The sequence below is a fragment of the Sphingobacterium faecium genome, from assembly GCF_003054045.1.
Lineage (GTDB): Bacteria > Bacteroidota > Bacteroidia > Sphingobacteriales > Sphingobacteriaceae > Sphingobacterium > Sphingobacterium faecium.
In genome coordinates, this window is sequence record NZ_QBKH01000003.1 from 172,987 (window position 1) to 193,947 (window position 20,961).

The 20,961-nt window shown below is 36.1% G+C and carries 19 protein-coding genes; 12 read left to right on the forward strand and 7 right to left on the reverse strand.

The window, feature by feature from the left end; translation table 11 throughout:
* Positions 1-329 precede the first annotated feature (329 nt).
* Positions 330-593, forward strand: a complete 264-nt coding sequence (locus C8N37_RS08890; RefSeq protein ID WP_108158594.1) for a hypothetical protein — start codon at positions 330-332, stop codon at positions 591-593.
* A 246-nt stretch (positions 594-839) separates the two neighbouring features.
* On the opposite strand, the gene C8N37_RS08895 is transcribed toward C8N37_RS08890, so the two are convergent.
* Entirely contained in the window at positions 840-1,604 is a 765-nt protein-coding gene (locus C8N37_RS08895) for an SDR family NAD(P)-dependent oxidoreductase (RefSeq protein ID WP_108158595.1), read from the reverse strand.
* A gap of 64 nt (positions 1,605-1,668) precedes the next feature.
* A complete protein-coding gene (locus tag C8N37_RS08900; RefSeq protein WP_108158596.1) occupies positions 1,669-2,076 on the reverse strand; it encodes a helix-turn-helix transcriptional regulator in 408 nt (135 codons plus the stop codon).
* 248 nt (positions 2,077-2,324) lie between these two features.
* Here C8N37_RS08900 and C8N37_RS08905 point away from each other — a divergent pair, with 248 nt between their 5' ends.
* From C8N37_RS08905 to C8N37_RS08920, 4 genes are all read left to right on the forward strand, one after another.
* The gene (locus tag C8N37_RS08905) at positions 2,325-2,627 is read left to right on the forward strand and encodes an SRPBCC domain-containing protein (RefSeq protein ID WP_108158597.1); all 303 of its coding nucleotides are present in this window, start codon (positions 2,325-2,327) and stop codon (positions 2,625-2,627) included.
* A 21-nt stretch (positions 2,628-2,648) separates the two neighbouring features.
* Complete coding sequence (locus C8N37_RS08910; RefSeq protein WP_108158598.1) at positions 2,649-3,098, forward strand: SRPBCC family protein; 450 nt, start codon at positions 2,649-2,651, stop codon at positions 3,096-3,098.
* A gap of 10 nt (positions 3,099-3,108) precedes the next feature.
* The gene (locus C8N37_RS08915; protein ID WP_108159043.1) at positions 3,109-3,522 is read left to right on the forward strand and encodes a VOC family protein; all 414 of its coding nucleotides are present in this window, start codon (positions 3,109-3,111) and stop codon (positions 3,520-3,522) included.
* A 122-nt stretch (positions 3,523-3,644) separates the two neighbouring features.
* Complete coding sequence (locus tag C8N37_RS08920; protein ID WP_244914377.1) at positions 3,645-4,556, forward strand: NAD(P)/FAD-dependent oxidoreductase; 912 nt, start codon at positions 3,645-3,647, stop codon at positions 4,554-4,556.
* Positions 4,557-4,714: 158 nt separating this feature from the next.
* Here C8N37_RS08920 and C8N37_RS08925 read toward each other — a convergent pair whose 3' ends face one another.
* Together C8N37_RS08925 and C8N37_RS08930 are read right to left on the reverse strand one after the other, a co-directional pair.
* The gene (locus C8N37_RS08925) at positions 4,715-5,071 is read right to left on the reverse strand and encodes a hypothetical protein (RefSeq protein WP_146171041.1); all 357 of its coding nucleotides are present in this window, start codon (positions 5,069-5,071) and stop codon (positions 4,715-4,717) included.
* Between the two features lie 54 nt (positions 5,072-5,125).
* Positions 5,126-5,635, reverse strand: a complete 510-nt coding sequence (locus tag C8N37_RS08930; protein ID WP_108158601.1) for a ClbS/DfsB family four-helix bundle protein — start codon at positions 5,633-5,635, stop codon at positions 5,126-5,128.
* A 305-nt stretch (positions 5,636-5,940) separates the two neighbouring features.
* On the opposite strand from C8N37_RS08930, the gene C8N37_RS08935 reads away from it, so the two are divergent.
* Positions 5,941-6,525, forward strand: coding sequence for a DUF3267 domain-containing protein (locus C8N37_RS08935; protein ID WP_108158602.1), 585 nt, complete (start codon positions 5,941-5,943; stop codon positions 6,523-6,525).
* Between the two features lie 158 nt (positions 6,526-6,683).
* The gene (locus C8N37_RS08940; RefSeq protein WP_108158603.1) at positions 6,684-7,097 is read left to right on the forward strand and encodes a hypothetical protein; all 414 of its coding nucleotides are present in this window, start codon (positions 6,684-6,686) and stop codon (positions 7,095-7,097) included.
* Positions 7,098-7,163: 66 nt separating this feature from the next.
* Here the strand turns inward: C8N37_RS08940 and C8N37_RS08945 are convergent, their stop codons facing one another.
* Positions 7,164-9,911 carry a substrate-binding domain-containing protein gene (locus tag C8N37_RS08945; RefSeq protein ID WP_108158604.1) on the reverse strand — a complete coding sequence of 916 codons (2,748 nt, stop codon included), beginning with the start codon at positions 9,909-9,911 and terminating at the stop codon, positions 7,164-7,166.
* A 269-nt stretch (positions 9,912-10,180) separates the two neighbouring features.
* On the opposite strand from C8N37_RS08945, the gene C8N37_RS08950 reads away from it, so the two are divergent.
* From C8N37_RS08950 to C8N37_RS08970, 5 genes are all read left to right on the forward strand, one after another.
* A complete protein-coding gene (locus C8N37_RS08950) occupies positions 10,181-11,542 on the forward strand; it encodes a sugar porter family MFS transporter (RefSeq protein ID WP_261775306.1) in 1,362 nt (453 codons plus the stop codon).
* A gap of 2 nt (positions 11,543-11,544) precedes the next feature.
* Entirely contained in the window at positions 11,545-12,495 is a 951-nt protein-coding gene (locus C8N37_RS08955; protein WP_108158606.1) for a carbohydrate kinase family protein, read from the forward strand.
* A gap of 66 nt (positions 12,496-12,561) precedes the next feature.
* A complete protein-coding gene (locus C8N37_RS08960) occupies positions 12,562-15,654 on the forward strand; it encodes a SusC/RagA family TonB-linked outer membrane protein (protein ID WP_108158607.1) in 3,093 nt (1,030 codons plus the stop codon).
* A 43-nt stretch (positions 15,655-15,697) separates the two neighbouring features.
* Positions 15,698-17,392 (forward strand): RagB/SusD family nutrient uptake outer membrane protein, encoded by a 1,695-nt coding sequence (locus C8N37_RS08965; protein WP_244914379.1) that lies wholly within the window; start codon positions 15,698-15,700, stop codon positions 17,390-17,392.
* A gap of 83 nt (positions 17,393-17,475) precedes the next feature.
* A complete protein-coding gene (locus C8N37_RS08970) occupies positions 17,476-18,966 on the forward strand; it encodes a glycoside hydrolase family 32 protein (RefSeq protein ID WP_244914380.1) in 1,491 nt (496 codons plus the stop codon).
* 66 nt (positions 18,967-19,032) lie between these two features.
* On the opposite strand, the gene C8N37_RS08975 is transcribed toward C8N37_RS08970, so the two are convergent.
* A complete protein-coding gene (locus C8N37_RS08975; RefSeq protein WP_108158609.1) occupies positions 19,033-20,352 on the reverse strand; it encodes a serine hydrolase domain-containing protein in 1,320 nt (439 codons plus the stop codon).
* The gene (locus tag C8N37_RS08980; RefSeq protein WP_108158610.1) at positions 20,349-20,960 is read right to left on the reverse strand and encodes an HAAS signaling domain-containing protein; all 612 of its coding nucleotides are present in this window, start codon (positions 20,958-20,960) and stop codon (positions 20,349-20,351) included. The genes C8N37_RS08975 and C8N37_RS08980 overlap by 4 nt, the downstream gene beginning before the upstream one ends.
* Position 20,961: the final 1 nt, after the last annotated feature.

Below are 20,961 nucleotides of genomic sequence, written 5' to 3' on the forward strand. Positions count from 1 at the left end.
TCATGGATGGTCGTTGTTTAACCATAAGAAGATTAATGAATCTGACAATAATAAAATGGGAAGGGATTATTTTCCTGATTCTAAATTTATCAATATTGACAAGGTCAGATAATTGAGTTTTTGATCTTTAGAAACATAAGGAACTAAGGTGTAATTTTGAAATACAGGACTTTGTTTTATATATTTTTATGCGTGTTCCACCTGTTAATAACTTATAAAAGGGGGATAGATATCTTAACGCATATTTTAGATTGAGTTATTTTTTCTCAAAAGAGCTCAGGGTTTCTATAGTATGCACTTAATTTAATGTAAACTATGCAATTTAAACTATGCAATTTTTACCTGTTAACTACAATTTATTACGACAACTGCAAATTAGAGGTTATAATATATTAGCATCTGCACAAGGTATTGATCATGAAAACCCAAGTTACTATCCTATCCAAGTTAATGATGTTTGGGATTATTTGGTTCGACTAGATTGTACATCTGGAATTGGTGAGCCGGCTTTAATTGTTATTGATGATGCACTTAGGAATGTTGAAGAACAACATTTTGAAGGTGCTGTATTTGTTGATTTTGAGATTGATTGAAGTTTTATTGAAACTATAATTTATTTTGGATGTAATCATTATTGGAATTAACTTAATTATATCTTATTATACTAAATATCTATAAAAATCTATTATTTAAAGCGATATACAGTTTTTTACGGTTGTTTTTGAAAAAGTAATCATTATTAAATTAAAAATATGAGGTGATTAGGATAAGCTCATATTTTTAATTTATGCCTTTAGATCTTATTCTTCGAAGGTTGAATTTTTAGTATAATTCAACTACTACAAAAACATACCTCCAGAAACTTCAATACGTTGCGCATTGATCCATTTAGCATCTTCAGTACACAGGAATGCAACTACACCTCCGATATCATCCGGTAATCCTACTCTTCCAAGTGCTGTTTGTGCTGCAATGGCTATATTAATCTGCTCGTTATCACGCACCATGCCGTTTCCAAAATCAGTTTCAATCGCTCCTGGAGCTATAATATTAGCTCTGATTCCTCTTGATCCAAGCTCTTTAGCTTGATATTTCGTTAGTGTTTCCATAGCTCCTTTCATGGATGCATAAGCTGCATATCCGGGAGTAGAAAAACGAGCCAGCCCTGATGAAATATTCACTATGGCACCTCCATCTTGAAGAACTGGTAAAGCTTTTTGTGTTAAAAAAAATGCTCCTTTGAAATGAATATTTACTAAATTGTCAAACTGTTCTTCTGTTGTATCCGCGAAAGACGCATGTATTCCTATACCCGCATTGTTGATTAAAAAATCAAATTTATCGGTATTAAAAACAGATTTGAGGCTTAGTTTTACTTCTGTAAAGAATGAATCAAAGGTCTTGCTGTCTGCAACATTGAGCTGTAAGGCTATTGCATTTACGCCAAGTTTTATAATTTCTTCAACGGTGTTTTCAGCTTCTTTTTGTTGCGATTGATATGTTAATATGATATCGATTCCTTTTGATGCGATTTTGAGAGCTGTATTTTTTCCTAGTCCGCGGCTACCACCAGTTACTAGTGCAATTTTATTTTTTGTTTCCATTTGCTTTTAAATTGAAAACAAAGTTAGATGACAAATGTTGATAAAAATGGTGACAGTTTAAGTATTATATAGCTATTTTATCTTCTTTAGAAGGTAAGGATTGGAAATAATCTGTACGATATTGCTTTGGAGTTTTTCCCGAAAAGCGCTTAAAGAATTTGGTGAAGTTGGATGGATCATAGGTTAATGTCCGCGCAACTTCGGAAATTGGCATTTTATCAATTTGTAATAGTGATTTTGATATTTCCATTAATCTGTTTTCCATAAAATAACATGGTGAGTGTCCTGTTGCGGCTTTGATCGTATTGCTGAGGTGAATGGGATGTATATATAGCAATGCTGCAAAATCTCGAATCTCAAACATTTGGTCCTTATCTCCAGATAATATATCTTTAAGGTGATTATCTACCTCTCGTAAAAAATCAGCAGTTATTTCATGTTGACGGGTTAAAAACTTTTCTGGAATTTTCATGTCTTCGAAAGTGCAATTTTAGTAAAAAGTATTCCGTATTTGCTGTTTTAAAATAATACGTGTATTTTTTATCTCGTTTGTAAATTTTGCTTATCTAAAAATAAGAAAAAAAAATTATTTTTTCTTTCTTGTATACCGGTATTTACGTTGAGTTTTCTTTAGATAGCTCCAAATGACCATCGGGTATCCTGCAAATTCGTAGAGTTATCGTTTTGAAGCTTACGATCATTCTTAATGAGTTGTGAAAAATGAAAATGACAAGCGAAAATGATGTACGGGTAAATGGAAAATTTAAGAATAGAATGGAAGCTAAAGATGGTAGTTTTGGCTTTGATTTTGAAGGTGTTTATGATAAGGTCGAATTGTTTAAGGAGTTGGCTTACAGTATGACTGACGGAAGAAAGGTGAGTACCGTATTTACGGAAAAGGATGGTAAAACAACTCTTTCGACAGTTTTTGATGCGGAGAGCGAAAATGAGGTTGAAGTTCAAAAACAAGGATGGCAGGTCATCTTAAACAGTTTTTCAAATTATGTCGAATCAAAAAATTAGTAAATCCTAAAATTTGGTGTCATGAAAAAGAATACAGTTTCCTTACATCGCATTATTCAGGCGGGGCCTGAAAAAGTGTTTCATGCTTTTGCTGATCCAATAGCACATTCCACCTGGTTACCTCCTTATGGTTTTATATGTACGGTGCAACAAATGGACTTTAAAGTAGGCGGTAACTTTAAAATGACCTTTATTAATTTTAGTACTGGAAATGGTCATTCATTTGGTGGAAAATATTTAGAGATTGTACCGAACGAATCAATTAAATATAGTGATCGTTTTGATGATCCTAATCTTCCGGGAGAAATGATAACCACAGTTTCATTGAATAAGGTGTCCTGCGGTACTGAACTTAAAATTGTGCAAGAAAATATTCCAGATATAATACCTGTTGAAATGTGCTATTTAGGTTGGCAGGAATCATTAGATAAAATGAAGAGATTGGTTGAAACTGAAATACCTGATGCTTAATGGAAATACAATGTTATTTAAAAATACCAACAAATTGGTAAGTGGAATCTTCCTCACATTTTCTGGAAATTGTAAAGAAGCGCTAACATTTTACCATAGCTGTTTTGGTGGTACATTACATTTTGATACATTCACGAATCAATTACAGGATTTTCCAAAAAATCCTGTAATTTTTGGATCACTCATCTCTAAGGATATTGTTATTCACGGTTCGGATTTAGTTGCTGATGAGGGCCGAATCATTGGGAACTATCTATCTGTCTTTTTAATGTGTGAAAATGTTGTTTATAGAAATTTGTTAGTGGAGAAACTCGCAAGCAGTCATTATCATTTCCCTAAAAGGCATCATGATTTACAAAAACTAATTGAAATAAGCGATGCTTATGATGTGAAGTGGTTGTTAGCTATTTCCTCTGTCATGTAACCGTAAGAAATGAACTTATATTCTATGAAATTATTGCAACTTCATTGCAATAAAGATGGTAATCATTATCTTTATTAAAATTAGATCCTGCACTTGTTACTGGATCAATAAAACTATGATATATGATGAAAGAGGTTGAAATTTATGATGTTATTATTATTGGAGGCAGTTATGCAGGACTTTCAGCAGCACTGGCCTTAGGGCGTTCTTTGAGAAATGTGCTCATCATCGATAGTGGAATACCCTGTAATCGACAGACACCTTATTCCCATAACTTTTTGACACAAGATGGAAAAACTCCTTTGGAGATTGCAACGATAGGAAAGGAACAAGTTGCTCAATATGAAACCGTACAATTTCATGAAGATCAGGTAATAAAAGTAAAACTTTTGCCAGAAGGATTTGAAGTTATAACAGCAGGTGGAAATAATTTTAAAGCTAGGAAATTGATTTTTGCTACGGGAGTTAAGGATATTTTGCCAGATATAAAAGGATTTGCTGCTTGCTGGGGTATTTCTGTTATCCACTGCCCATATTGTCATGGTTATGAGTTTCGTCATAAAAAAACAGGAATTATTGCACGTGGAGATCGTGCACTTCATCTTGCTTCACTAGTTAATAATTTGACTGATCAGTTGAGTATTTTGACAGTGGGGGAGGCTGATTTCAAAGGGGAGCAATTGGATAAATTAGGCCGCAATCATATTGATGTCATAGAGACGGAAATAGCTGAAATTATACATGATGCGGGGCAGGTCAAAGAAGTGATATTTAAAGATGGTACATCGCAACGTTTTGACGCAATTTATGCTGCGGTTCCATTTGTTCAACACGCTCTTATTCCTAATAAGTTAGGATGTGAGTTGACTGAACAAGGGCATATCAAAGTTGATAATTTTCAGAAAACTACCATTCCTGGTATCTATGCTTGTGGTGATAATAGTACGATGATGCGTTCTGTAGCCAGTGCAGTGAGTACAGGAAATATTGCTGGAGCGATCGCTAATATGGAATTGACATTAGAACGTTTTTAAATTGTTTGCTTTTATTCTGGAAATAGAATTATAATGACTTGCAACAAGGATAGGTAATGGACTATTATGGACTTCTATCTGTCATATAAATCAAAATAAAATCTGTAAAATGGCGATCAAGTAATATAAAACGCCATTTTACAGCTATGTTATAGCTCTTATTTTAATTTTATGTATTGATTTGAGATACCATCGTATAATAGCGTTAAGGTGTCTTTCTTAATGGTATAGTTACACTCAGATTTTTCCTGACTTTCTTTTTCTACAGTTATGATTTTGTCTTTTTCAATTTTGTAACTTGATATTATGGTATGCTGCATCTTTCCTTCTCCTAGATGTTGAAGAAACTGTCCATCTTTAGTAAACTCTAAGATGATTTTTTCTACTAGTTTTCCTGTTTTTGCATCTTTAAGAGAACCATCCCATTTTCCAATGATCTTTGGATTTTCTTGGGCATTACAACTTAAGAACATACAGCATAAGATAACAAATACTTGCTTTATTTGATTTTTCATAGGAATTGGGATTAAGCTTTATAGTTCGTTAAAAGATTATTGATATGAATCCGATTAAATTTCTTTCTGTTTTTTCCATTTACGTATTCTTCCAGTTGCGTTTGCATAAGGTGATGAGGTATTAAATTGTATCATTCTTCCTAAGGTCCAATTTTCATACCAATTGATTTCATAGAGTTCTTGATTAGATTTTGTCGCTATGAGCGATAAAATCTGGTCAACATGGATGTCCAGATTTTGCTTCAAGGTTGTAAAATCGTCCGCTTGATAATCTTCGTAAAATTTTTGAGCTAGCCTGCCCAGCTCATTCCATTTATAGCCTGTTTCAGGAAAATCGACAGACTCATTGTTGTCTTTCTTTTGGTTCCATTTTAAAACTAATGCTCCCCAACCGATTAGGTAAGCTAAAAGATTATTGATACTCATCTTTGCTCCTTTTGCGTGCCCTTCTAATTCCTGTATCCTTGTCAGCTCTTGTGGAATGCTGCTCAGTTCTTTTTTTAGTTTATTATAATTGATCTCGATAGCTTGCCGTAATTCTTCTTTATTGGTTGGAATTGCCATTTTAATTGATTGATGTTAAGAACTGCTATTGATATTAGAGTTTCTGTTTTATTTGTGGTGAGAAGCATCTCCTCCTAATATAGGAATTGGGTTCACATATTGTACAGAATTTTATTCAATTGAGTTATTTTGCTATTCAAAAATAGTCCTTTAATTTCTATATTAATAATTTTATTACTTTTTGTGAGAAAAAAAATTGTTGGTGTGATGCTTTATTTTTATCTTCAAGATTAATGTTGTATCCCATCATATTTTTTTAGATGATGATGGAAAAGTAACAAATTAACTATTAAACCGATTTTTATATGGAACCAGATTTTACAGAAAGCTATACCAAAGAAATGCGAACAATAGATCTATATCGCGCTAATGTAGTGGCGTTGTATTTATTTGCAATAGTCATCTTAGCATATGGTATTCCATTTTATTTCCTCTGGTCTACACAAGATTTTATCAGCATAATGAAAGATTCTTTTGGAGGTAACATTATTTCTGCACCTCTTCTTATCTTTTTGATTATGATTGTTGGAATTGTTCTGCATGAACTGATCCACGGTATAACTTTTTCCATATATGCTAAACATGGATTTAAATCCATTAAGTTTGGTTTTTTAGTTAAAATGTTAACTCCATATTGTCATTGTAAAGAACCCTTAAAAGTAAACCATTATATCATAGGGGCTTTAATGCCAGGTATGATCCTAGGCATTATTCCAGCTTTGATTTCATTGATAACTGGAAATATATTCCTTTTGTTATTTGCCATATTTTTTACTGGGGCAGCTGCAGGAGATTTTTTAATTGTCAAACTTATTTGGAAGGAGGATCGATCATCGATGGTTTTAGACCACCCTTCAGAGGCAGGATGTTATATTCTTAAAAAGATATAGCATTTGTCATTTTTTTTGACTTCTCCTTGATCGGTAGGTATGTATCATCCTTGCATTAAATTTCCTTAAGTTTATGGATATAACAAACCATTCGATTATTGTAATTGTTATTGAAAACAAAACTTATGGCTAGGTTATCCATTATTATAATTTTTAGTATGTTTCTTATTCATACCTCTTGTCAGTCACCTCAATCAAGGGAAACTCTACATACAAATCAAAATCCAGAGGAAACGATGACACAAGAGTTATCTCATATTTCATTTTCTGATGGGAGCTTGTTGAAAAATATGAATAAAATATCCGGAGTAACAGATACTATTTTGATCTTCGTAAATAAGCCTGATTCGGCAGTTATCACACTTCTAAGTGCAGCAGATACCGCAAATATTCGAATAGCCCAACTTTTCTCGCCAGATGGTACCGTTGATGGTCCATTTGGTAAAGACTTAAAATATCGGTTTAAAGACACAGGAGATTATTACATCACGGTCAATGAGAACCTCATGGTGGGTAATCATTATACGGGTCCTTACCAAGTGAAGATGGTCATTACAAATCATGGTCATTAGTGGACATTTATAATCAAATGGATATAAATTGTTATAGATTTATTTGTTTATTATCATCATATCCATTTATTTAATTTTTTCCTTTTTAAAGGCAGATGGAGTAATTCCATAATATTTTTTGAATGCGGATGTGAAATAAGCGGCTGATGAAAATCCGACCTTTTCTGCTATTTCATTAATATTAAGTCCTTCCATAATGAGGTGTTGAGCCTTTTTCATTCTTCTTTGCAGCAAATGTTCATTAACACTGCATTGTAGTAAAGCTTTTACTTTTCTATACAATTGTACACGTGACATGTGGAGCTCTGAGCTAATATCTTCTACGCTTAGTTTTGGATCGGATAATCTAGACTCTACGACTGCAGAGAAGTTGTTTAGAAATCGCTTGTCCTGTTCCGAATACTCACGTTCGCTCAGATCATCAGATGGATCTATCTCACTCATATACCGTTCTTTTAAGCCTTTGCGTAGATATAATAAATTTTCTATTACAGCTTTTAAGTGATCTGTATTGAAAGGTTTAGTTAGGTATGCATCTGCCATAGCTCTCATACCTGCGATCTTGCCTTCATCTGAATCTATTGCTGTGAGCAAGATAATGGGGATGTGTGAAGTCTGTGCATCGAATTTTAGATATTTTAGTACTTCTATACCACTTTTGTCTGGCAACATAACATCACAAACGATTACATCTGGATATTTAGTCGTAGCTAACTGTACTGCACGATCATAATTTTCTGCTGTATAAATATTATACTCCTGTCTCAACAGATCCTTTAAAAACATCCGGATATCTGCATGATCATCGATAAGCAGTATGCTTGGAAATCTGCTGGAGGTAAAGCTGACCTCTTCGTCGAGCTGCTTCGAGTTGTAGGTCGATAATGCTTGTTTGGTGATTGATGATGTTGATGGAACGTTCTCCCTGCGTTCATGGTCTTTGAGGTGTAGATGACCTATAGGTAGCCGTATGGTGAAACAGGAACCCTCATTTAGTTTACTACTGACAGTAACTTGTCCGTGATGAAGATTGATAATTTCCTGTACATATGAAAGTCCTATACCAGAACCATCAGGATTATATCCGCCTTGATAGAAAGGGTCAAATACATGATCAATATGTTCTGGGCTGATGCCTCTGCCATTATCGATGACGCGGAGGTAAACATAATCGCCAAAAGTATTGCGCTCCAAAATGATTTCGATCTTACCGTTCTTCTCGGTAAATTTGATAGCATTAGAGATTAGATTGGACATGACTTGTTCAAGCAGGTATTCGTCAAACCAGAGCTCTTTGATTTGTGCCCTATTGCTATAGGAAAGTGATATTCTATTTAGCGTTGATAAAGGTTTAAATGTTGCGATCACCTGATGTATAAAATGATCTATTGGTACAGGTGCTGCCTGTAATCTGATCTTGGATTTTGATATCTTATGCATATCAATAAGTTCATTTACAAGCTGGAATAATTTATGCGCGCTGCGTCTAATACGTTGTAATTGTTCCTTAGCACTCACTGAAATTCCCTTTTCTTTCAATAATTCTTCTACAGGAGCTAATATCAGGGTAAGTGGAGTTTTAAATTCGTGTGATACATTAGTGAAAAAATTACTGCGTGCTTCAGAAGCTTCTTTGACTTGTTCACTCATCTCGATGAGTTGCTGTTGCTGCTGTAAGATTTCTTTATTTTGGCTCTCTAAATCTTTATTTTTACTCCAGTTACTTTTGATCACAATGATGGACACGCCGCCAAATACCACAGCCATAACTAAACTTATGATCAGTACGTTAAGAATGGTTTTCTGATCGTTGTAGATTTTGCTCTGCTCCGTGATCAGCATCTGTTGCCTATCGATATCGCTTTGTTGCACTTCGATTTTTTCAGATTGGAGTGCCATCAGATTAGCATTGCTACTATCGATGACTAATGTGCCTAACAGATTGTCCCTTTGATAAAATTCCTTTTTTAGTATAGCTATTGCTGTTCTTATAGCTTCGGCTCCTCCGGTTGGATAAAGTAGGGAAGCTTGCAGATAGCCTTTATTGATCTGTTCTAGTCCATTGCCGGAACCTGGTAGCGCATCAACACCGATGATAATTTGATTAGCTTTGGTGTCAAATCGCTGCAGAATTTCTCGTACTCCTAATGCCATCTGATCATTGAAAGCAAAAATGAGGTCGCTACTTGCTAATTCTTCCAAATGATCTTGGGCTAGCGTACGAGCCTTTGCTCGTTCCCAATCTCCTTCTAGAACATGGGTGATTTTTATGGCTGGGTGATCCCTTAGGGATTCGCGAAGACCTTTTTCTCGTTCAATGGAGGCTGAGGTTCCTTTCAGCCCTGTGATGATCGAAATATTGCCTTTTCCTTTGAGTGTGTTTGCAATGTATTTGCCTGCCAAATTACCAATAGCCACATTATCGGCACCTACGTAAGCATTATATAGATTAGATGAGGTCTTACGATCAGTTACAATAACCGGAATATTCTGTTGATAGATGGAGTTGACTATCGGTGTAAGTGGATCTGCTTCGTTGGGAGATACGATCAGTAAGTCAATATCTTGTTTTAAAAAAGTTTCTATCTGTTGGATCTGCTGTTTGCTATTACCTTTTGCATCTGCATAGAGAAATGCTATTTCAGGATGGAAACTCAGTTCACGTTTCATCTCTTGCAGCATGGTTTGTCTCCATGCATCAGTCCCTATACACTGAGAAAAAGCGATGGTATATTTTTCTTGAGGTTGATGTTGCTGACAAGAAATAAAAAGCAACATGGACAAGAGGAATACATATATAAGACTTCTAGGCATACTTGATTATATAAACGAAAGGCAATATACATTTTTTTATTTTTTGAAGCTTCTCTATTCAAACTTAGTGTAAAAAGTACATTAGTATTATTGGGGTATAAAATGAATCAGGATTATAATTTTTTGTTCAATTTTCACTAATCAATATATGGGGGTCAATATTTAATCAACTGAAAGTCATTGTGTTTGTGTGTATTTTGTTTCATGTATCAAATTTTATTCAATTTGTCTGCTATTTGTATCTCTAAAGTAGACTTGGGCACATAGATTTGCTTCTAATCAATTATAAAAGTGATATGAACAAAAACATGGTGTTGGCCTGGTCATTTGTCGTGGCCCTGGGAGGATTTTTATTTGGATTTGATACAGCGGTAATTTCTGGAGCGGAGAAAGCAGTTCAGGTATTTTGGAATTTGACTGAGTTTGAGCATGGATTGACGATGGCTATCGCTTTGATAGGAACTGTTGTTGGTGCTGCTCTTGGTGCATTACCTTCTGATCGATTTGGTCGAAAAAATACGCTTTTCGCAGTTGCTTTACTCTACTTTTTCTCTGCTATAGGTACTGCATTAGCCTATGACTGGTCGCTCTTTTTGATATTTCGATTTTTAGGAGGTATAGGTGTTGGTGTTTCCTCGGTCACCGCACCGATTTATATTACAGAAATCTCACCTGCCAAGTCTAGAGGTAAGCTTGTTGGTCTTTTTCAATTTAATGTCGTATTGGGTATACTCATTGCATATTTGTCCAATTATTTGATCGGACAATGGGGGGAGGAGTCATGGCGATGGATGCTAGGTGTCCAAGCTTTTCCAGCTGCATTATTCTTTATACTTATATTTTTCATTCCTGAAAGTCCAAGATGGCTTTTATTGCATCGTAATAGACGTGAAGAAGCTGAGGAAACCATGAAGAAGATCAATGCGGACAATTATAAAGATGAAGTACAGTTTATTATCGATAGTCGACAAAACAGTCAACGTGCAGGTGAACAGTCGAGTGCTCTTTTTTCTAAACAATATCGCACTCCATTGATCTTAGCCATATTATTTGCTGTTTTTAATCAAGTTTCTGGTATTAATGCAATCATCTATTATGCACCTCGGGTATTTGAAATGGCAGGATTAGGTGCTCAAAGTTCTTTGTTATCGAGTGTGGGTATCGGGCTTGTAAATTTTATATTCACGCTACTGGCTATCAATTTCATTGATAAAGTAGGTAGACGAAAACTCATGTTAGTGGGGTCAATTGGACTTATCCTTTCGCTATCATTGGTTTCATTTGCCTTCTTTTCTGGGCATACAGAAGGGTTGTCTATTACTTTTTATTTGATGCTTTATATTGCTTTTTTTGCATTCTCTCAAGGAGCTGTAATCTGGGTGTTTATTTCCGAAATTTTTCCAAATGATGTTCGTGCTAAAGGGCAAACAATCGGGAGTCTGACACATTGGGTGATGGCTGCGCTTATTACATTTTGTTTTCCCGCGCTAACTGAATTTTTAGGGGGCGGATACACCTTCTTGATTTTTGCAGGCTTCATGGTATTGCAATTGATTTTTGTGATCCGTATGATGCCTGAGACTAAAGGAACTTCATTAGAAAATATGGATCAAACGATTAATTTACATTAAGGATGAGGAGAGAAAAATTAACCATTCGTGGACTTTGCTTTGGTGAAGTGCTGTGGGACAACTTACCCACAGGTAAAAAACTTGGTGGAGCTCCTTTAAATGTTGCTTATCACCTCAATAAGCTTGGCTTAGAAACTCAGATCATCAGCCGGGTGGGAAAAGATAATGGTGGAGGTGAATTGATTACAGGGTGTGAAGAACGTGGTATTCCTACTAAACTTTTGCAGGTCGATGAGGAGCATGCCACTTCAACTGTAGAAGTACATGTGGATGAACAATTGGAAGTTACTTATGAGATTGTTTTTCCTGTAGCATGGGATTATATCCAGTTAACTGAAGATGATATCATTGCTGTTCAGCATGCTGATTTTCTAGTCTATGGTAGCCTTTCTTCACGTCATGAGGTTTCATATCGTACGCTAAGGGAACTATTAAAGTTGGCGAATTACAAAGTGTTAGATGTTAATTTGCGAGCACCTTTCTATTCACAATCGCGCTTGTTGGATTTGCTGAGTTATGCTGATCTCGTGAAGATGAATAAAGAGGAACTCGGGATCATTGCGCAGTGGTTAGATCTACCTAAGGAAGACAATGATGGACAGTTGGTGGAGCAGATTATGCAACGATATGCTATTGATGAGGTCATTGTAACCTATGGTGCTGCTGGAGCAATTTATCACGCTAAACGAACGGGCGTCAGTTATCATTTTGCGGCATATCAGGTTGATGTGAAGGATACCATTGGGAGTGGAGATTCTTTTTTGGCTGCTTTTTTATCGAAACGTATGCGCAATCAAGTTGATATCAGTATTGAAGAAACCATGGGGTTTGCGGCTACGCTAAGTGCTTTTGTTACGCAAAGTACTGGAGCATGTCCAAGCTATGATGCGAGTACGATCAACAGATTTGAATGGATTCATTATTTGGGAAGAGGGGAGGCTAATTCAAGTTAAGAAAAAGATTGACCTAACCTATATCTTGATAAACGCTAATTATAAACAACTAAAATTTACTAAATTATGAGAAGAATAGTTTTTACACTATTGTTCCTGGGATGCCTGTTGTCAACGGTGTATGCCCAAGACATTCCGTTGTCTGGAAAAATTACCGATAACAAGGGACTTCCACTATCCGATGTGACAGTTACCGTAATGGGAACACAGCATGTGACTGCTAGCGATGAAAATGGAAATTATAAAATAAATGCCACCAAAGGTACTCAGATCCGCTATACTCGTGTCGGCAAGAAAATAGTATATGTAACCGTGGGCGAGCAACGAGTCGTAAATGTAGTGATGGACGAAGGAGAAAACTTGGAAGAGGTTGTCGTTACGGGATATCAAACGCAGCGTAAAGCAGATCTTACGGGGGCAGTCGCAGTAGTGAAAATGGATGAAATAAATGCACCCCTAACAGGGAATGTCATGAAAAGCCTTCAAGGTCGAGTACCTGGTGCATTTATTACGACTAGTGGTTCACCTGACGGTTCTGCCAATGTGCTCATTCGTGGAATTGGAACTTTGGGCAACAACAGCCCTTTATATATTATTGATGGTATGCCAAGTACTAAATCCATGAATGAAATATCTGGACTTGATATTGAATCGATTCAGATTCTTAAAGATGCATCTTCATCAAGCATCTATGGCTCTCGCGCAGCTAATGGGGTAATCATTATTACGACAAAAAAAGGGGGTAAAGGTGCTACACGTGTAGATGCACGTGTATCTACTGGTATCAAAAATTATGCAAAATCATTGGACTGGCTGGATACCCAGCAACGGGGGCGTGTACAATGGCAAGCTGGACGTCATGATGGTACAGATCCAAACTTTGGAGTTTATACGTTTAAAGATGTGCAAAATAGTGATGGCAGCTGGCAACTGAATGAAATTATAGTACCCGAATATATTGATGATGCTAAGACAATGCGTGCTGCCAATACCGATTGGGTACAGGAAGTGGGACAGACGGCTTTGGTACAGAATTACAATGTAAGCTTAATGACGGGTAACGATAAGAGTAGAGCACTCTTTTCTGTGGATTATTTCGATAATCAAGGAACGGTTAAAGGAACGTATTTTGAACGTCTGTCCGGTCGGTTAAATACAGATTTTAATTTACTGGAGGGTCGTGTGAAAATAGGTGAAAACTTATCGATCACCAAAATAAAACAAGATGTACTAGGCAATGTGTTAGATCGCACGCGTAATATACAACCGATCGTTCCTGTACATACTGTAGATGGTATGGGTTGGGGTGGTCCTGTAGCAGGGATGAGCGATCGCCAAAATCCGGTTAGACTGATCGCCGATAATGAGCAGAATAGACGAAATATGCTGCGTTTATTTGGCGATATGTATATCGAAGTGAAATTGTTAGAAAATCTAAAATTTAGATCCATGCTTGGGATGGACTATTCTTTTCTCTGGGACCGCAATATGCAGAAAACCTATGTTTCTGGATTTATGTCCGAAAATACAGCAAGTTTAAACAATGTTAATAATAGATGGGGTAACTATGTGTGGAATAATACGCTGACCTATAAATGGATCCTGAATGAAAAGCATCATTTTGATTTTTTGGCTGGTCAGGAGCTCATAGATTATTATGCTGAGAATCTGCAGGCAGGACGTCGTAAATTTGCTTCTGAAGATCCCGATTATATGTATCTGGATGCTGGAGAGGGTATTCAAACAAATAGTGGGAGTGGTACTGCCTACCGACTGCTTTCGTATTTTGGAAAAGTAAACTACAATTTAGCGAATAAATATTTGCTATCTGCAACAGCAAGATACGACGGTTCGTCCCGATTTGGAGCTAACAATCAATTTGGTTGGTTCCCTGCTTTATCTGCAGGTTGGCGTTTAAGTCAAGAAGATTTCCTGAAATCTGTCGATGTCATATCAGATCTGAAGATACGCTATGGTTGGGGAAAAGTAGGTAATCAAGAGATTGGTGATTTCGCTTCTTATGGGATGTATCAAGCGAGTTATGCGACTAATCCAACATGGGATCCTGACAATGGAACCGCATACGATATCAATGGTGCTGGTACAGGTACACTACCTTCTGGATATAGACGTGTGCAGCAACCTAACCCTAATCTACGCTGGGAATCGGCTACTCAGCATAATATTGGTGTGGATTTTGGATTTTTTAATCAAAAACTAACAGGTTCATTCGATTATTTTAAAAAGAACACCTCGGATATCCTGATATCGCCACCTTTTATTGCCACTTTGGGTGAAGGGGGCAATCGTTGGGTAAATGGAGCAAGTATGTCAAATAGGGGATATGAATTTTTGTTATCCTATTCATCATCTCATAACAATTGGAAGTATTCCGTAACGGGAAACATGGCTGGATACCGCAATAAAATAGTCAAACTACCAGAGGATGTTATTAATTCTTATCCTGGAAATGGGGTAGATCAAACCATTTTAGGAAGGCCACTTAATTCCATGTTTGGATATGTAGCGGATGGTCTTTTTAGAACCATGGAAGAGGTAAATGCGCATGCAGAACAGGTCGGCAAAGGGTTAGGACGAATCAGATATCAAGATATCAATCAAGATGGTCGAATCGGTGATGAAGACCGAACTTGGCTAGGTATTGCCGATCCAGATTTTATTTATGGAGTAAATTTCTCGGTAGGCTATAAGCAATGGGACTTGAGTATGTTCTGGAATGGGGTTTATGGTGGTTTGGTTAACAATTCTGCTAAAGGTTATACGGATTTTATCAGCTTTTTTGGTGGTGAAAATTATGGTACACGCGTACTGGATGCATGGTCACCACAAAACTCGCAATCAGATATTCCAGCTTTATCATTTAACGATCTCAATAATGAAAAAAGATTCTCTAGTTACTTTGTAGAAAGCGCCTCTTATTTTAAGTTGAGAACACTGGAATTGGGATATAGTTTGTCCTCATCTGTATTGAAAAGAATTAAAAGTCAGGGAGTAAGATTCTATGTATTAGGCGAAAACCTGTTGGCATTTAAAAAGAGCTGGGGAAATTATAAATATACAGGTGTAGATCCAGAAACCCCAAATTCGGGGTATCCAATTCCGTTTTCAATTACCGCAGGTATAAATGTTTCATTTTAATCGTAACCTTGTCATGAAAAAATCAATATATATATGTTACACTGTGTTATCGCTAATATTAGTGAGCAGCTGCAGTGATTATCTGGATATCAATCCCAAAGGTCAATTGGGCGAAAATCAGTTGAATAATGTGGAGGCAGCAGAAAATCTGGTCATTGCTGCATATTCTTCATTGGGTAATGAAAACTATAATAATAAAACAAATAGCCTATGGCCATATGGCGATTTGAGGAGTGGAGATGCTTACAAGGGAGGTGCTGGTACGGGTGATATGGAAGAATGGAACCTCTACGAGACCTTTGTCTCTATGCGGGTAGATGTTGGCGGATTGGATCAAAAGTGGTACCGACAATATGTTGCCATATCACGTGCAAACAATGCTTTACGAGTTATAAATGGTCTGAATGCAACTGACTATCCTAAGAAAGACATCCGCACCGCTGAAATGCGGTTTTTGAGGGCTCATTATATGTTTGAGCTCAAATTACTTTTCAAGTATATCCCTTTTGTAGATGAAAACTTAGCACCAGAGGATTATGTTACCATATCCAATCGGGAGTATTCTGATACTGAACAATGGAATAAGATTATTGATGAATTTAGATTTGCAGCCACTACATTGCCCGAACAACAGGAGGGTCATAAAGGGAGAGCTAATCAATTTATGGCTAAAGCATATCTAGCGAAGGCTTTACTATATGCGGCATATGAGCAAAATGAGCAACATCAGGTGACAGGTATTAATAGCCAAAAATTGGAAGAAGTGGTGAAGCTTGTCACGGAACTCGAGGGACGCTATGACTTGTCACAGGATTTTGCTTTTAACTTTCTGTGTGAATATGAAAATGGTCCTGAGTCTATTTTTGCAGTGCAGAATTCGCTGAATGATGGAACAGAATTTGGTCGTTTAGATTGGAGTGCTATGCTCAACTATCCCATGAACAATGAGTATGGTTGCTGCGGTTTCCATCAACCAAGTCAAAATCTAGTCAATGCATTCAAAACCGATAATGAGGGTTTACCACAGTTTACAGGATTTAACAATCTAGATCTAACAACTGCTGCACAGGTGAAAACACAAAATGTGGATCCTAGATTATTGCATACGGTAGCTATCGTCGGTCTCCCATATAAGTATAAAACTGATTTTATCTTTCAGAATAGTTGGGTTCGCCAAATCGAAACTTATGGCAACTATATGTCATTGAAAGAAGTGGTGTTATATGATAACCCTTGTTTTAAAAAGGTAAATCCATTTATGAGCAGTAGTAAAAATAGGGATATTATCAGATTTGATGATGTCTTGCTCTGGAAAGCTGAGTCTTTGATCGAATTGGGTAGACATACGCAGGCATTACCCATTATAAATAAAATCAGGAAACGGGCAGCTGAGAGTACGTTTAGATTGGTGGATCGTGAAGGTGCGCCTACAGGTCAATTTAAAGTTGCCGCATATGTAGATGGGGTAAACTGTACTTGGAATCAAAATTATGCACGTGAGGCATTGCGTTGGGAGAGAAGATTGGAATTTGCTATGGAAGGGTTTCGGTTCTTTGATCTGGTACGTTGGGGAATTGCGGATACATATATCAATGCTTACTTGCAGAAAGAAAAAACACGACGAAATTATTTGGCAGCTTCGGTATTTAAGAAAAGTAGAGATGAATATTTTCCGATACCATTGTCGCAAATCAATTTCAGTAAAAAACTATATGTCCAAAATTTTGGTTGGTATTAATAATATTAAATTGAACTACGGGAAAAAGGTGGAAAAGCAATGATAGATAATCTGGAATTTTATAAACTTAAAAGCATATGGTAATGAGGAAATTATTAGGTATTTTATTGGTTTTGACAGTATTTAATAGCTGTCATACGTCGTCGAAAACAAAGTCTGTAAAGAATGAAAAATATAGACCTACCTATCATTTTACTCCCAAAGCGGGATGGATGAATGATCCGAATGGAATGATATTTTTAGATGGAACTTACCATCTGTTTTTTCAACATAATCCAGATTCGACTGTATGGGGACCGATGCATTGGGGACATGCTACGAGTACGGATTTAATTCATTGGGAAGAACAACCTATTGCTTTATTTCCAGATAGCCTCGGGACTATCTTTTCGGGTAGTGCTGTAATTGACAAAGACAATACTGCTGGATTTGGTAAAGATGCCTTAGTGGCAATCTTTACACATCATAATCATAAAATCGAAAACCAGAAAACAGGGTTGCATCAATATCAAAGTATCGCTTACAGCTTGGATAAAGGAAAGTCATGGACGAAATATGAAGGTAATCCAGTGTTGCCAAATCCAGGAATTTGGGATTTTCGTGATCCAAAAGTGATGTGGCATGCCGAAAGTAAGCAATGGGTGATGACATTAGCTACCAAACAGTCGATTACTTTTTATGGTTCTCGCAATCTGAAAGAATGGGTCAAGCTTAGTGAATTTGGGAACGAAGTAGGCGCACATGGTGGAGTTTGGGAATGTCCAGATTTACTTCGTTTTTCGACGCCTGATGGTGAAAAATGGGTATTACTTGTGAGCATCAATCCAGGAGGACCTAATACTGGTTCGGCAACGCAATATTTTGTGGGTGAGTTTGATGGTAAAACTTTTACTTCGAATCAGCACGATATTAGATGGATGGATTATGGACCTGACAACTATGCTGGAGTAACTTTTTCTAATACTGGCGACCGCCATATCTTGATGGGGTGGATGAGCAACTGGGAATATGCCAATACTGTACCAGCATCTACTTGGCGAAGCGGAATGACAATAGCAAGGACACTTCATCTACAACAGGTAAATAATGATTGGTATTTGGTCTCGATACCTATCACAGGGACGGGCAGCGTGGAAGAAATTGGAGATGCAACGCTGGAAAATGGGTCATTAGATTTGAGCAAATATATAAAAGGAAGTAATGGTGCGTTTGAATTGTCATTTGTCGTCGATCAAGTTGCTCCTTTTAATATCATATTGGGTAATGAAAAAGGAGACGAATTAGTGCTTGGATTTGACCAATCAAATCAGCAATACTATGTAGATCGGTCTAAGTCTGGAAATACTAATTTTAATTCGGCCTTTATTCATCGTACGGTGTCACCTCGTATCTCAGATCATAAAACGATCTCCTATAGATTATTGGTCGATCATAATTCGGTGGAGATATTTGCGGATGGAGGAATATCTAATCTGAGTAACTTATTCTTTGTTGAACAGCCTTTTGATGTATTGAATTTGAAGTCTTTACACCCAGTTGGTATTAAGGATTTGAAAGTAAAAATTATCAAGTAAATTTTACACTATTTTAATAGTGCAACGAAGTGCTGTACTATTAAAATAGTGTTGCTATTCAGTATGTTATTCTTTAGTAAAAGTAAATTCACCTCCGCCTTGTTTCAAGACCATTGTTTTTTCTTGTGGATCAAAAGATAATACAATACCCGCTTTCTCGAGTTTGAATGTATCTTTCTCACTAGGTTCTAACTCATTGGCAGCCTGTCCTGTGGCTTGAACAATGAGTGTGTGCCCAGATTTAGTTATGGTGAGTTTAATCGGTACCTGATTCGACGAATAAACTCCTACATATTGATCTAACATGGAGCTATCTACTTGATAAGTTGAAAAATTTGGTATTTCAAATGATTGATTGAAAACAGCATTTAAAACCGTTATAGGAATCTCATTACTATTATAATTAGATCCATTAGAAGTTAAGGCAAATGAAATATTTTCTTTTGGAAAATAGCTAAACACGGAAGTGAATTTATCAATTCCACCTCGATGTCCATAACTTATTTTATCATAAAATGGAGTTACCATAAGTCCTAGTCCATAATTATCTTTCATCGTTTTCATCAGATCAAGGCTTTCTTTTTTGATAATTTTACCTTGAAAAAGCGCATTACTAAATGTCACTAAATCAGTGGGATTAGAAACGATACCGCCCGAACCTAGGGGAATAGAAATATCTGTTTCAGGCGCTGCGATCCAATTTTTATCGAATGTATAAGACTTAGCTTCATTATTTGCCGTGTTAATTTTGTGTCCTAAATAGGTGTTTTTTAACGATAGAGGAAGGGTTATATATTTACTTAACAGTTCTGAATAAGACGCTTGATAGATATTTTCAAGAATAAAACTTAATAAGACATAGTTAGAATTGCTATATGATGTCTGGCTATCAGGCATAAAATCGCTTCCTACTTTTGCAATTAAACTGACCATCTCACTTTCTGATTTTGCTTGGGTATTCCAATCGGTGTAGTTATCCAATTCGGTAAAATCTGCTATTCCAGATCGATGTTGAAGTAATTGGAGTATGGTTATTTGATCTGCATTTTGAATATGGGGAAAATATTTTCTAATAGGTTGATCTAAAGTTATTTTGCGATCTTCAATAGCTTTTAATATCAGTACCGCTGTAAAAGTTTTGGATATCGATCCAATTCTATAGGTTGAAGTTTCAGTCGCTTTGATCTGTTTTTCAACATCTGAAAATCCGATGCTATTGGTATAAATTACTTTACCAGCTTGAGAAACAGCTACGGATCCCATGAATTTGTTATTTTGTGCTAAAGTAGAAAAATATAAATCTAACTTTTTTGTATCTATTTCTTGTCCAAATACTAGTGTAGAAAAGAATAGATAAGCTAGAAATAGAAAATGTTTAGTGTTCATAGTGATTTATTTTTTAGGTTTTTATTGAGTTTTAGAAAGAGGGTCAATATGATATAAAGGATAATAATAAACACGAGTATGACAGGTATAAACCAATCCCCTAATTTTTCATATTCGCTATAACTAACTCCTTGTAGATTATTATATTGACCTAATACAAAAATGTGATTAGCTCGATAAAAAAGACCTATATGCTCTGGGTTTATGATCTTAGCAATGATTAAAAAAACAAATGCAAATAAGAACAGATATAACAATGAAAAAATGATGTAAGATATTCCATTTCCAATATTTAGCATTAAAGCTTTTGCTATTTTAATTGGATTAAATGTTTTTGTCGCCTCTTTAAGTTTTCTATCAGCAACCATTGGTTTTAAAAATACCTCTGGTTGTCCTAGTTTTTCTAACACATCCAATAGATGTTCAACCTCGTTCTGATCCTTGGAGTTTTGTCGAGTACCCTCATAAATATGGCTATTTATTTCAAGCAATATTTCCTGCTGATTTTCTTTATCTAATATATGTATTGCATGGCTTACACGCTTTAGGTAATCCTTATAAATACGGCTTGAATTAGGGTCTTTAAATGCTATTTCTTTAAATTTCATA

Excerpts from the sequence above, each read along its gene's own strand:
- C8N37_RS08890 (WP_108158594.1), top strand. The coding sequence starts at position 330 with ATGCAATTTTTACCTGTTAACTACAATTTATTACGACAACTGCAAATT.
- C8N37_RS08895 (WP_108158595.1), bottom strand. The coding sequence starts at position 1,604 with ATGGAAACAAAAAATAAAATTGCACTAGTAACTGGTGGTAGCCGCGGA.
- C8N37_RS08900 (WP_108158596.1), bottom strand. The coding sequence starts at position 2,076 with ATGAAAATTCCAGAAAAGTTTTTAACCCGTCAACATGAAATAACTGCT.
- C8N37_RS08905 (WP_108158597.1), top strand. The coding sequence starts at position 2,325 with ATGAAAATGACAAGCGAAAATGATGTACGGGTAAATGGAAAATTTAAG.
- C8N37_RS08910 (WP_108158598.1), top strand. The coding sequence starts at position 2,649 with ATGAAAAAGAATACAGTTTCCTTACATCGCATTATTCAGGCGGGGCCT.
- C8N37_RS08915 (WP_108159043.1), top strand. The coding sequence starts at position 3,109 with ATGTTATTTAAAAATACCAACAAATTGGTAAGTGGAATCTTCCTCACA.
- C8N37_RS08920 (WP_244914377.1), top strand. The coding sequence starts at position 3,645 with ATGATGAAAGAGGTTGAAATTTATGATGTTATTATTATTGGAGGCAGT.
- C8N37_RS08925 (WP_146171041.1), bottom strand. The coding sequence starts at position 5,071 with ATGAAAAATCAAATAAAGCAAGTATTTGTTATCTTATGCTGTATGTTC.
- C8N37_RS08930 (WP_108158601.1), bottom strand. The coding sequence starts at position 5,635 with ATGGCAATTCCAACCAATAAAGAAGAATTACGGCAAGCTATCGAGATC.
- C8N37_RS08935 (WP_108158602.1), top strand. The coding sequence starts at position 5,941 with ATGGAACCAGATTTTACAGAAAGCTATACCAAAGAAATGCGAACAATA.
- C8N37_RS08940 (WP_108158603.1), top strand. The coding sequence starts at position 6,684 with ATGTTTCTTATTCATACCTCTTGTCAGTCACCTCAATCAAGGGAAACT.
- C8N37_RS08945 (WP_108158604.1), bottom strand. The coding sequence starts at position 9,911 with ATGCCTAGAAGTCTTATATATGTATTCCTCTTGTCCATGTTGCTTTTT.
- C8N37_RS08955 (WP_108158606.1), top strand. The coding sequence starts at position 11,545 with ATGAGGAGAGAAAAATTAACCATTCGTGGACTTTGCTTTGGTGAAGTG.
- C8N37_RS08960 (WP_108158607.1), top strand. The coding sequence starts at position 12,562 with ATGAGAAGAATAGTTTTTACACTATTGTTCCTGGGATGCCTGTTGTCA.
- C8N37_RS08970 (WP_244914380.1), top strand. The coding sequence starts at position 17,476 with ATGAGGAAATTATTAGGTATTTTATTGGTTTTGACAGTATTTAATAGC.
- C8N37_RS08975 (WP_108158609.1), bottom strand. The coding sequence starts at position 20,352 with ATGAACACTAAACATTTTCTATTTCTAGCTTATCTATTCTTTTCTACA.
- C8N37_RS08980 (WP_108158610.1), bottom strand. The coding sequence starts at position 20,960 with ATGAAATTTAAAGAAATAGCATTTAAAGACCCTAATTCAAGCCGTATT.